Genomic DNA, 12581 nt, shown 5'->3' on the forward strand with positions numbered 1-12581 from the left:
AAAAACTACATTATTTTAGGCTTTAGATTTAATAAAAAATTGATAAACAAAGTAAACAATAACACTTAAAAATGCTAAACTAATAGCTAATTGAACAAGAGAAAAAACAGCTTTTAATAAAGAAATTGTCACGGCAAACCCGAATAAACCAACGATTACTTTTCCAACAGCAGGAAGAGAAATAAACCAATTTTTCACCTGCATAAATATATTTTTAGACTTTTCAGAATTAATGGCGTTGAGGGGATTTTGACTAGAGTTAGAAATTTCAGCTTCTATTTCTTCTAATTTTTTTTTCCATTGAGGTTGTTGATTTGAGTTCATAATTTTTCCTTATTGATTAATTAATATGGCTCTATTACTTTGAGTATATGAATTATTGGTGTTTGGTAGGCAACGGGCAAGAGGCAAGAGGCAAACCCCCCTTTATCCCCAGGGCTGTTTCATTTTCGAGAAAGAAAAAAGAGCGGGAGATAGGGGGAGAGGGAGATGGGGGGATTTTTGTTCATAAAGTTTTAACTAATAGAAAAAAATCCTTGTATCTCTTACTCTTACTTAATCTTAGTTAACCTAATTTTTTACTTTGAAACAGCCCTGCCCTTTATCCCCCTTCGAGAGGGGGGAGGGCAAAAGTGTTGAATTAACACTAACCTGAACTCCTAACTCAGGGCATACTAATTATTCTCTGCCCAAGGAGAGAAATCTAAATCCCCATCTTCGTCAACAAGATTTTCACCAGAGTAACTATCCTCTGTTTCTTCATTATAATCAGACGTTAAAGATTGGGATTCTATAGTAGAAGTACTATCAATATTTTTACTTATTTTTACCTCTGAGGGATTATTAGAGTTGTTACTACTAGAATCTGAGTGCAGTAAGCCCTTTAGTTGTGCCACTAAGTTACCTAATTTTCCCTCATCTAATAGAGTATTAATCAAGGATAAACCGCTAGTGGAAAGCAATAATTTATTAATATCATTGCCGTTACCGTTACCATTGGCACTATTACCACTTATGCCGGGAAAAGCATATATTCGGGCATCTCCTAAAACTCCGGGTTGCGGTGCAAGAGATTTCACTATTTCGGGTAATTGGGGCATTAATAAAGGCATCATTTGTTTGAGTAAATCTGCAGTGCGGTTAGCATCGCTGAGGGCATTCTCTGCTTGGATAATCGCCAATCTTCCTTCTGCTTCAGCAATGGCTTTATATTTTTGAGCATCTGCTAGGGTGCGGATAGATTCAGCTTCTAATTCTGCGGCTTGACGGGCAATTTCTGCTTGACGACGACGACGGAAGACATCAATTTCTACTACATTTTGATCGGTAATACGTTTTTCTTCTGCTTCTCTCTCTGCCACAATCAAAGATAGTTTTTTCTGTCTTTCCGCATTTTCTACCTCTCTTGCGGTTTTAACCCCTTCTTCTGCTTGAGCTTTTTGGGCTTCGGCGGCAAATCTTTCTTTCTCTTTATTAGCAATGGCAATGGATGCCTGTTGTTGTGCTATTTTTGAATCTTGCTCTGCTTCTGCGATCGCAATTTGGGCTCTTAATCTCGATGCTTCTACGGTTTGTTGACGCTCAATTTCTGCCACTTCCGCTTCTTGTGCCTGTGAGGTTTGGGCAACTCTTAACTGTTTATTACTTTCTTCTAAGGCAATATTAGCCTCATATTGTTTTTGTTGTACAGCTAATTTTTTTCTAATATCTTCTTCTTCGATGGCTTGTTGCTGTAAAATTTTATTACGTTCGACTTTAGCCTGTTCTTGATCTTTTGATTCTTGAACTTCCCTTTCCCGTTGGGCTTTGAGAAATTCAATTTCCTTCATTTGGGTTAATTTAGCTTCTTCTTTTTCCTTTTTAATATTTAAGGATTGCTTTTCTGCTTGTAATTCCTGTTGCTCAATAGCTACCTGAGTATTTAATTCTAACTCTCTTTTTTCCCGTTGGGTTTCCAATTCCACATCCAATTTTTGCTTAATGGATTTTTGGATTGTTTCGGTACGTAATCGCACTCCTTGGGCATCAAAAAAGTTATTTTCATCATAGGTATCGCTTTCTTCAATTTCGGAAATAGCAATATTATTTAAAGTTAAACCAACCTTTCTTAAATCTTGTTGAATTAAATTTAAAACTTCCTCCGCAAAACCTAATTTATCCGAATCAATTTCCGCAATACTTTTCTTTTTCGCCGCCGCCCTAATGGCATCATCAGCACGTTTTTCTAAAGCATCTTTTATATCTTCAGGGGAAATTTTACCCTGTTTAGATAACCTTTGAGCCGCAGTTAAAACCGCATCTTTATCGGCACTAACACAGACATAAAAAGTTACTCGCATATTTGCCCGTAAATAATCCCTAGTGCGCACCGCTAAATTGCCCTGTCTTACCACATCGATAGAAATTTCTCTCAAAGGCACACGGGTTAATTGATGAATACCCGGAATAACGATGCAACCACCGTTTAAAATTACCTTTTTTTCTTTCGCAAAAATACCACCGTTACGAACAAAAGCCTCGTTGTTAGGAGTTACCACATAAACCCTTGTATAGCCCCAAATAGCCACTAATCCAAGAATAACTAAAACTCCGATAATTCCGCCAAAAAAAGTTATATTTCCCACTGTTAATTGAGCCATAGTAGTAGGATAATTAGCACTGGGAATTTCGACAATATTATTAGTTAAATTAGATTCTAATTTTCGGTTGTTTTCTAAATCGAAATCAATATTTTTAACAGGTATTTGTTGGATTAATTCTAACCAATATCTCATTTTTTTACTCCTTTTTTATATTAGTTTTTTACATTATTAATGGTTCATTCTTAATTTTTAATTCTTAATTTTTAATTGAATTAAACCATTTATCTTGATCGGAACTGTCTTTAGCTATAGCCAAAAAACAATGTTGTCTTTTCTCGATAATTAGCACTTCTTGACCTTTTGAAGGTATAACTTGCGCCCATTCAGGTAAACAAATTTCCACTGTTACCAGATTACTAGCAGAGTCTAAAATGTCCGCTTGAGCGATTCTTCCTTCGACAATATAGGGAACTTTAGACGAAGTTACCTCTCCACTACAACCAACAAGGCGATCGCCCTCCACATTTTCTCCAGCATTAGCAAAAATTTTACCAATAGGGACAGACAACACCCTACCCACCCACACACTAAAACAAAAAGAGAGAAAAAAGATCAAGAAACCAATAAAACCAGTGGGAATAGCATTAAGAAGCCCACCCACCAACACATTTAAAAACCATCCTGTGACCCCCCACGTAGAAAAATCGATCGCTAATAAAATCATCAAAGGGCATTTACCCAAACCAAACCAAGAGAGAAAAGAAAAGATAGTTGCCTCAACTCCTTCATCTAAATCCGTTTTGAGATTATGATCAATATCTCCATCAACATCCCCATCGACATCAGCATCAAAGTCCACATCAGTATCAACATCTATGTCGCTATCAAAATTTACATCAGTATCTAAATCTTGATCTTCACCACCTCCAGAAATAATCACAAAGAGAAATAGCAAAACCCCGATACCGAGAAAAATCCAGTAAGTTAAATTAGCAATGTCGAATAGCATTTTTCTGAAGAAATAGCAATCAATAAAAAATAAAAAGCTCATCCACTAATAGCTTAACCCCAGATATTGAAGAAAGAGAAAAATATAAACAAATCTCAATCTTCTTTCTCATAGAGAAAAACAAAAAGCAGAAAAATTAATATAGTCATTGATTTATGACTACTAAATAGTTAGCAGTTAATTACATTTCTTTTCAAAATAAATAAATAGAATGTCATTTTCCATATTATTTGTTAACTTTTAATTCATAACTCTAAATTTTTTATAAAGGTTTAAGGGATAAATAATAAAAGAAATATACAATTTTTAGTAACAACCTATCAAAAATAAATAAATTCATAACAAGCGAAGGACAATTATGAATCTAAAAATGTTTTCCTCAGTTTCCACCCTCGGATTGGGTATTTTGTTAAGTCTAGTTTCTCTTTCTCCCACAAAAGCAGAAATTCAACAAAACACTTCAAATAAATCTAAAAACAATTCATCACAATTGATTATCACTCAGCTACTTGGTCATCAAACATATATGGGTGAACCTCAAATAGAATGGGGTGATTACTTACTAGGTAGAGTAGTCGGCAAAAGCGGTGGTATTATGTTTATCGGTTTAGAAGACGGTACTAGCTTCACGGCAGTCGGTAGTGTACCTCCGGGGTCAGATGTTTTGGTTTTAAAAAATGCTGATGGTAGCTACTCTTTCGTACAAGGTGCAAAATCTGAGTGGATTTCCATTTTAGAATCTAAATATGGCTACAAAAGATTGGATGGGTCTTATGTTGCTTTGAATGAACGTACGGCGGCTCTTTGGAAGGCTTTAGAAACCAGTTCTAGTAGTTCTATTGCAGACCTTCCCCCTCGTCAAAGTACCATGGTGGAAACTCAAACGATGATGGAGGAAACCGAAGTTATGGAATATCAAGAAACTTCTCAACCTATCAGGGGACTATGGTAGTCAATAAACCCTAACCCAGAGACAGTTAAACAGCAATCAAGGTATGTATTACTTAGATCTTGCATCTAGCCAAAAATGGACTGATGAAATTAGAGAACAGGAAATAGTGATAAGAATTGACAAAAAACTTATTATTATTATTGATTTTAAAAAACTTGTTTTCTGGTGTTTTTGTACTGGTACAAGATCTCAGTATTAGGTTTCAGGCTTTAATTAATTGCTAATTGCTAATTACTAATTGTTAATTAGCTTTGCCTTTTTTTACTTGATGCGATCGCGCCCATTAACGATAAAATAAAATTAAACCGAATCTTATTTGAAAAATCAGGGCATCATAAACCCATGAAACTCCTTTCTTATCGTCGCCATTTAAGACGAAATTTCCTTCTGTGTTTGATAACTTTTTGTTTCTCTTTAACTGGAGTTTCTCCCAGTTTTAGCTCAGAATCGGTCAATTATATTCATAATATTCAACGGCAACTGCTAGAAATCAATGCTCCTAGTTTGCCCCCTCTCAGAGATTCAAGTGTTTATCTTTACAGCCCCGATGAAGTATCTAATTTTCAATTAGTTTTGCGTTTGAAAAAAAGAGTAGTTGAAGTTTATGAACAAGACCAAGTAATTGCTAGTTTCCCCGTCGCAGTCGGTAGAGAAGGTTGGGAAACTCCTCAAGGAGAATTTGAGATTATTCAAATGGTAGAAAATCCCTCGTGGCAAAATCCTTGGACAGGGAAAGTAATTCCCCCAGGTCCTACCAATCCTTTAGGAGAACGTTGGATCGGGTTTTGGACTGATGGTAAAAATTTTATCGGTTTTCACGGAACGCCCGGGGAACATTTAATCGGTCAAGCCGTATCTCATGGTTGTGTGAGAATGAGAAATAAAGATATTAAAGAATTATTTAAGTTAGTGTCTATGGGTACACCAGTGAAGGTGGTGCAGTAAGCTATAATAAGCCCTGAAAATTCATTTTAGAGATAACCCTTGACAGATTCTAAACCAGACTTTTCCGTTGATGATTCTAATTGGATTGATGAAGAGGAAACCTATCAATCGATCGCATCTGAGTCTGATGCTAATTTAAAAGACAAACAAACCAAATATTATCAATTTAAACCAGAAACTATCGCTCTTGTGGAAAGTGCCTTTTTGGCAAGTACAGCAAGTTTAATTTGGTTGATTGATTACTATTTTCGCATCGGTCCTTTTTTGAAAATGTTATTTCCTTTACCTATTGCCCTAGTTTATCTACGCAGGGGTAAAAGAGCATCTATTATCACTACTATTGTGTGTGGCTTGTTATTAGCAATTTTGATGGGTCCTCCTCGCAGTATCGTCTATATCGTCCCCTATGGCTTAATGGGAATACAATTAGGAGCTTTATGGCGTAGAGGAGTAAATTGGTATGTTTCTATTTTTGTAGCGAGTTTAATTGGTTGTTTTGGTTTCTTTTTCCGCTTTTGGTTATTTTCAATTCTGTTAGGGGAAGATTTATGGGTATATGTTATTAGTCAGATCACTAATTTGGCTGATTGGATTTTCTTAAAACTGGGAATTTTAGCTCGTCCTGATATGATTACTATTCAGCTACTTGCGATCGCAGTTGTGATGGTCAATAATATTATTTATAGTTTAACCGTTCATCTCGTTGCCTTACTAATGCTCGATCGCCTTAAAACCCCCATTCCACGACCTCCGAAGTGGTTACAAGTAATTTTAGATTATGAATAAAGACAGAAAATAGAAGAACAAGGGAAAATATAGTGAGAGTTCTTAACAACTCTTAACAAAATACGACAAAGAGGGGGGAAAGATTTTGTTAAACTGAGATTTAGCTAGAATTGGACATAAAAGCAAAAGCAATAAATACAAATTTTATTTTTATCAAGAAATTATGGTAACAACAGTTAGACCTTCAGAATTCGAGGAAATTCGCCCCGGAGTGAAAGCACCAGCGAAAGAAACCATCCTCACCCCTCGTTTTTATACCACTGATTTCGAGGAAATGGCAAAAATGGACTTAAGTGCCAATGAGGAAGAATTAAAAGCCATCCTCGCTGAGTTTAAAGAAGATTATAACCGTCATCACTTCGTCCGCAACGCTGATTTTGACCAATCTTGGGATCACATTGATGGTGAAACTCGTCGTTTATTTGTAGAATTTTTAGAGCGTTCTTGTACTGCTGAATTTTCTGGATTCTTATTATATAAAGAATTAGGCAGACGTTTAAAAGACACCAATCCCCTCTTAGCTGAATGTTTCTTATTAATGTCTCGGGATGAAGCCCGTCACGCAGGTTTCCTTAACAAAGCACTCTCTGACTTTAATTTAACCCTAGATTTAGGCTTTTTAACCAAGAGTCGTAAATATACTTTCTTTAAACCTAAATTTATTTTTTACGCTACCTATCTTTCCGAAAAAATTGGTTATTGGCGCTATATCACTATTTACCGTCACTTAGAGCAACATCCTGAAAGTCGCATTTATCCCATCTTCAAGTTTTTTGAAAATTGGTGTCAAGACGAAAATCGTCACGGAGATTTCTTCGATGCTATTCTTAAAGCTCAACCCAGTTTCTTAAACGATTGGAAAGCGAAGTTGTGGTGTCGTTTCTTCCTTCTTTCCGTATTTGCTACTATGTACCTCAATGACTTACAACGCTCCGACTTCTATGCTTCCATTGGCTTAGATGCAAGAAGTTATGACAAACACGTTATTGAGAAAACCAATAACACCGCCGCCAGAGTTTTCCCTGTAATTATTGATGTTGATAATCCTGCTTTCTACGAAAGTTTAGAGATTTGCGTTAGCAATTGTGAACAATTAAGAGCCATCGATGAAACAAATGCGATCGCACCTGTGAAGTTTTTACGTAAACTACCTTTATACTTGTCTAATATGACTCAGTTTATCAAACTTTACTTCATCAAACCCATTGAAGTAGAAAAACAACAAGGTTGTGTTTGTTAAAAAACTAGATAACTTAACCTCAGTTCGGTTTAAGAATATTGGATAAGGGTAGGTGTCAGGTTTCAGGTTGCAGGTTGCAGGTGTTGAGAGAAAGTAATGAGTAACAAATAATGAGTGTTCGGGGTTTTTAATTCCTAATTCTTAATTTTTCCTTTGCCCTCCCCCCTCTCGAGGGGGGATATAAGGGGGGTTTGCCTCTTGCCTCTTGCCTTTTGCCTTTTTTTCTCCATCATTCATAGATGAAAATTTATCCCGAACTCAGGTTAACTTAATTATTTTTGTTTGATATATTCCTTAACTGGCAACGGTTAAGGTTTTTTTATGTCTTTACCAAAAGTTAAACTCCTCAAAAATGATAGTATCAGCTAAAATAAATGGTGATATACTCAAATCAACCTAATTGCGTGACTATCCATGTTATCTAAAGTCAAAGTTATCCGCCCTGATGGAATGTTAGATGCTAATAAAGCAGTTGTTTTTCGTCAACAAATTAAGGATTTAGTTAGTGAGGGTATCAATCTAATCTTGATTGACCTAAAAAAAGTTAACTTTATGGATAGTTCAGGTTTAGGGGCTTTAGTATTAGCCTTAAAAATGGTTAGAGAAAAAGGTGGAAGACTTTTCTTAATGTCTTTAAATGACCAAGTCAAGATGTTGTTTGAGTTAACAAATACAGGACATCTTTTTGAGATTATTAACGATAAGTCGGAATTGGAAGAAAAATTAAAAAGTTAAAAAAATAGGGCATTGGTGAATTAGGCTATAATTTTTAGTCTAGATCAAAAATGGAGAATAGGCACTCTTGCAATGTTAATAATATTTTAACCTCAGTTCGGTTTAAGAATATCGGAGAAGGTTAGGTGTCAGGTTGCAGGTGGTAGGGGTTTTTAGCAAGGGGCTTAAGCCCCTTGTTTAAGTCAGTTCGTATTAAAGCAATTTTACCATTATTTTTAAGAAGAAGCTATAAGGTTTTCTGACTACGAGTTGGGATGCTTTCAGCTTATCCAAAACTCAGGTTATTTTAAGTGTTGGATATTTGGAGTAGTTCAATAATATTTTGCGTGACAACTAAGCAACCCCAAAAATAGTCATCAAAACTTGAGAGAAGAAAATCAATTTATTTACTTTTTTTATCTAATAACTTTAAATCTTAACTCCGAACTAGATGTCATTGAGTTAAGTTTCACTGAAACACCAAGCAATGAAGCCAATGAGAATAACCAATAAGGCAATGGATAAATAATGGGCTAGGCTGAGAAAAAAGTTTGTAATCACCGAGATAAATAAGAAATAGCCTATCTGATTAAGCAGAAATACAATCAAAACAAATAGAAATAAAATCATTGATATAAGCCTAGCACTATCAATAAAGTAAAATTAAACGAATTATAAAAGCTACAACTGAAATCGCACAAATTAGTGCTAGTTGTGAAGGAAAGGGAGTAATGGTATATAAGTTAATAGCATCCCATAAGTAAGTAGGGGTTAATTGATTACCAAGAAAAGGTGTTAGATATGTGTATAAGATTAAATAAAGAATGCCAAACAGATGAATGACTAATAAGCCTAAAAATGCACTTATGGTAAATAATTCAAGGCGACGCTTACCGGGCAACACCAAAAAACCACATAACCACGCACCAGGAATAAAACCTAAAATATAACCAAAACTAGGATATTGAATATAGTCAAAACTTCCCCCTTGATAAAATATGGGCAGTTTGAATAAACCCATAATGACATAAGCGATTTGAGCATAGGCGGCGGCATTTCTTCCTCCTACCATTCCAGTAAAAAATACTCCAGCCAGTTGATAGGTGATTCCTAAAGATGTAGTGTCTATATTTTCTAGGTTTGTTGTGTTGGTGGGAATAACAAAAAAAACTTCAACAAAAGTGCCAAAAATAGTTAGCATTAAGCCAATTAATGCCCAAAAAAACTCGTTAACTGGGGATATAGGTTGTGGGGGTAAGCCGTTATTATTCACAAATTAAATTAAGGAGGAATGTTTCATTTAATTAAGAATTGTTAGGATAAGGGGCTTAAGCCCCTCTGGAAACACAGAAAAATTATTGAGCTTTGACTAAGTTTTTGTCTTTTCGCTTATGATATAGCAGTGGGCAAGTTATTTTAGACATATTGAGATCCTTTACTATCGTTTAGAATGACAATTAAAGATGTAAAAATGTCCTAACTAATCTGCTATGGATTGGTTTATTTAACGGGAGTTTCTCCCCCTTCTAAGCCTAATTCTGTTAACATGGCGTGATCTTGTTCTGGGGACTGTCCTAAAGTGGTAAGATAATTTCCAATTAGCATGGCATTAATTCCAGATTTTAGACCTTGTTTTTGCCATTCTCCTAATACTGCCTCTCTACCCCCTGCATAACGAAGTATTTGAGTTGGTAAAATGAATCTAAAAATTGCGATCGCTTTTACTGCTTCAAGGGGAGTTAATTTAATTTGCTCTCCTAATGGCGTGCCTTCACGGGGATTGAGGAAGTTAATTGGTACGGATTCAACTTCTAACTCTCTTAAGGATAAAGCGAGGTCAATCCTATCTGTCCATGATTCGCCCATACCCATAATACCACCCGTACAGGCTTGAATACCTACTGCTTTAAGATTTTTGACGGTATCTACCCTATCTTGCCATGTATGAGTAGTAACGATGCGATCGTAGAAGTTTTCAGAAGATTCTAAATTATGATTGTAGCGAGTAACTCCTGCTTCTTTCAATGCCTGTGCTTGTTCAATAGTAATTTCACCTAAAGCACAACAGGGTTTAACGTTGGTTTCGGCAATAATTTGTTTAACTGTGGCTAAAATTTCTTCAAATTCGCTATTTTTAGGGCTATTATACTTAATACCTCGTCCTTGAGACACTAAACAAAATCTTTTTGCTCCTGCCTCATCGGCGGCTTTGGCATATTCTAAAATTTCTTCTCTGGTTTTTAAGCCATAAATAGGAGAATCTTTTCCCTGATGATGAACAGATTGAGAACAAAAACTGCAATTTTCTGAACAGTTACCAGATTTAACATTGACAATGCTACATAAATCAACTACATTACCACAACATTCTTGACGGATGCGATCGGCCTTCTCACATAATAATAGTATATTCTCCTCTCCTTCTATTTCCGTTAATCTGAGAGCTTCCTTTTTTGTAATACGATACCCAGCAATAATTTTATTACTTAAATCTGTTAACCATTGCTCTAAACTTACGTTGGTTTTTGGTTTACTAACTGTATTTACCACCAATATTATCCCCTTGTTTTCAAGAACTCTATTCACGGCTCATTATATCTGATTGTCTCATCCTCAACAATGAAATTTTAATTTTCTCAAACCCTATGATGCAATTTATCTGAATCTTAAAAATAAACACATTACTCAGATCTAGCAAAGCTGATCGTACTAGCTGAAATTGTATTATTTCCATCCCCTGCTCCCATAATATGACCGTAGAGAAAAATTCTTGCCAGACGACTTTCCCCAGTAGTAGGATCTTGATCTACACAGAAACGAAAACCCCCCTTACCTCCTGTTGTTCCTCCATAAATTGTATTATGTCCAGTCCAGTTAACGGAGTCTTGATCACAGGCGATAGTAGATGGTTCAGTTTCATTTACACTGGTTAAACCATCTGCGATTGCCCACCAACCAGAATCAGTTCCATCTTCCTGTATTCTTCTTCTTCGTAAAACTCCCGGCTTTAACCACTCACTGGTAACTCCAGATATATCATCTAGTGCATAGTATATATACTCAGTGGTTGCACTATTACTATCACCATCAGGAAGAGTCAATCTTAAGCAGTATTCAGAATCAGCATTGCCAGAAGAAGTATTGCAGTTGGAATCATCCGCTTCCTTTACAGCTGTTAAACTACTAGCTTGTTTTATTTCGTCCTGCATATAGGCTAATGCCCTAGCTAGAGTAGAACTTCTAACTGTTTTTGATTCTACACTTTGATTTGCCCGTAAAACATTAACAAAACCACTAGCAGCTGCCGTTAAAACTATACCACTAATAACAAGAGCGACGATTAATTCTACTAAAGAAAGACCTTTTTGTTGATATTTTTTTAGGTTTAAAAATAGTTGCAATAATTTATATCTATTCATAGTTTTTGACTGTTTTTTATAATATCTAAGATCATACCTAGTTTAAAAATTACCTTAAGCTATATAGAATATTCTTTCCCGTTATGCGGAATGAGGACAAAAGAAGAAATTATTATGATTTTTCTCCTTGGTTATTATGTTCAGTCAATTGGTTGATCAAATCTAAACTCAAATCAAGGGCTTCAGCAATTTGTTCAGGAGTTAAACCTAAACGTACTAAATTAGGTATGGTTTTGATTTTTCCTTCAATTTCACCCTCAATTTTCCCCTGAGAAAAAGTGTCCTGATAAAATTTTGTCTTTTTAAAATCTGATAAGGTAAACATTTTGTCTAATTCCTCCAGTGAATAATTAGTAAATTTATAAACTAATATTTTTTCCACCAACTCTATAATATCTTTCTGTTTTGTTTCCGTCTCAACATTTGTTTGAGCTAAGTTAAATAAATAATCTACTTGGGTTTTTGCTTGATCTTCAGAACTAACAATTAATTTGATGATTTCTAAGCCAATATCCTTACTAGGGTTTACATTTAACTGATTCAGGTAAATAATATCTACCTTGCCCATATCTTGAAAAAATTGATAATAAACGGGCAAAGAATAATCCATTTTTTCGTCTGCCCAAACTACTACTGCCCTAAAATCTTGTACAGGTTTATATTGCCCTAAATAAACAAAGATTTCAGTAAATAAACGGTGATATAAGTTTTCATCTTTTTGAAATTGAACTTCAACAAAATAAATTGGTTTCGTTTCCGTTTGGGGAAGAAAAACCCCATCGATTCTTTTTGCTAATTGTTTCAATTCTTGAGAACAAAATTTATATTCTTGCACCACATTATTAGGTAAATTTAATAGAGCAAAAAAAGTTTCAGGCAAATTAGCAAATAGTTCGTAGAAAATAGAATCAGTTTTCATGTATAAGAGTTAATC

12 protein-coding genes are annotated in these 12581 nt (G+C 35.2%); 5 read left to right on the forward strand and 7 right to left on the reverse strand.

Going from position 1 to position 12581, the window contains the following annotated elements; all coding sequences use genetic code 11:
- Nucleotides 1-15 precede the first annotated feature (15 nt).
- The 3 genes from CYAN10605_RS13430 to CYAN10605_RS13445 all read right to left on the reverse strand — a co-directional run bounded on the left by CYAN10605_RS13430 (nucleotide 16) and on the right by CYAN10605_RS13445 (nucleotide 3591).
- A complete protein-coding gene (locus tag CYAN10605_RS13430) occupies nucleotides 16-324 on the reverse strand; it encodes a hypothetical protein (protein ID WP_015220496.1) in 309 nt (102 codons plus the stop codon).
- Between the two features lie 350 nt (nucleotides 325-674).
- Nucleotides 675-2774, reverse strand: a complete 2100-nt coding sequence (locus tag CYAN10605_RS13440; RefSeq protein WP_015220497.1) for a flotillin family protein — start codon at nucleotides 2772-2774, stop codon at nucleotides 675-677.
- Nucleotides 2775-2838: 64 nt separating this feature from the next.
- Entirely contained in the window at nucleotides 2839-3591 is a 753-nt protein-coding gene (locus CYAN10605_RS13445; RefSeq protein ID WP_015220498.1) for an OB-fold-containig protein, read from the reverse strand.
- Between the two features lie 370 nt (nucleotides 3592-3961).
- Between CYAN10605_RS13445 and CYAN10605_RS13450 the strand changes: the two genes are divergently transcribed.
- From CYAN10605_RS13450 to CYAN10605_RS13470, 5 genes are all read left to right on the forward strand, one after another.
- Nucleotides 3962-4543, forward strand: coding sequence for a hypothetical protein (locus CYAN10605_RS13450; protein ID WP_041922517.1), 582 nt, complete (start codon nucleotides 3962-3964; stop codon nucleotides 4541-4543).
- A gap of 342 nt (nucleotides 4544-4885) precedes the next feature.
- On the forward strand, nucleotides 4886-5488 hold the full coding sequence (locus tag CYAN10605_RS13455) for a L,D-transpeptidase (RefSeq protein WP_015220501.1): 603 nt from the start codon (nucleotides 4886-4888) through the stop codon (nucleotides 5486-5488).
- Nucleotides 5489-5527: 39 nt separating this feature from the next.
- Nucleotides 5528-6274 carry a DUF2232 domain-containing protein gene (locus CYAN10605_RS13460; RefSeq protein WP_015220502.1) on the forward strand — a complete coding sequence of 249 codons (747 nt, stop codon included), beginning with the start codon at nucleotides 5528-5530 and terminating at the stop codon, nucleotides 6272-6274.
- Nucleotides 6275-6437: 163 nt separating this feature from the next.
- Nucleotides 6438-7514, forward strand: a complete 1077-nt coding sequence (gene acsF, locus CYAN10605_RS13465; RefSeq protein ID WP_015220503.1) for a magnesium-protoporphyrin IX monomethyl ester (oxidative) cyclase — start codon at nucleotides 6438-6440, stop codon at nucleotides 7512-7514.
- Between the two features lie 414 nt (nucleotides 7515-7928).
- Nucleotides 7929-8249: an STAS domain-containing protein gene (locus tag CYAN10605_RS13470; RefSeq protein WP_015220504.1), complete on the forward strand. Its 321-nt coding sequence runs from the start codon at nucleotides 7929-7931 to the stop codon at nucleotides 8247-8249.
- A 628-nt stretch (nucleotides 8250-8877) separates the two neighbouring features.
- Here the strand turns inward: CYAN10605_RS13470 and CYAN10605_RS13475 are convergent.
- From CYAN10605_RS13475 to CYAN10605_RS13490, 4 genes are all read right to left on the reverse strand, one after another.
- Nucleotides 8878-9501, reverse strand: coding sequence for a biotin transporter BioY (locus CYAN10605_RS13475; RefSeq protein WP_015220505.1), 624 nt, complete (start codon nucleotides 9499-9501; stop codon nucleotides 8878-8880).
- Nucleotides 9502-9728: 227 nt separating this feature from the next.
- Nucleotides 9729-10778, reverse strand: a complete 1050-nt coding sequence (bioB, locus tag CYAN10605_RS13480; RefSeq protein WP_083887261.1) for a biotin synthase BioB — start codon at nucleotides 10776-10778, stop codon at nucleotides 9729-9731.
- Nucleotides 10779-10909: 131 nt separating this feature from the next.
- Nucleotides 10910-11647, reverse strand: coding sequence for a PulJ/GspJ family protein (locus tag CYAN10605_RS13485; protein WP_015220507.1), 738 nt, complete (start codon nucleotides 11645-11647; stop codon nucleotides 10910-10912).
- A 112-nt stretch (nucleotides 11648-11759) separates the two neighbouring features.
- The gene (locus CYAN10605_RS13490) at nucleotides 11760-12566 is read right to left on the reverse strand and encodes an Rpn family recombination-promoting nuclease/putative transposase (RefSeq protein ID WP_015220508.1); all 807 of its coding nucleotides are present in this window, start codon (nucleotides 12564-12566) and stop codon (nucleotides 11760-11762) included.
- Between the last annotated feature and the right edge of the window lie 15 nt (nucleotides 12567-12581).

It is taken from the genome of Cyanobacterium aponinum PCC 10605, from assembly GCF_000317675.1.
GTDB lineage: Bacteria > Cyanobacteriota > Cyanobacteriia > Cyanobacteriales > Cyanobacteriaceae > PCC-10605.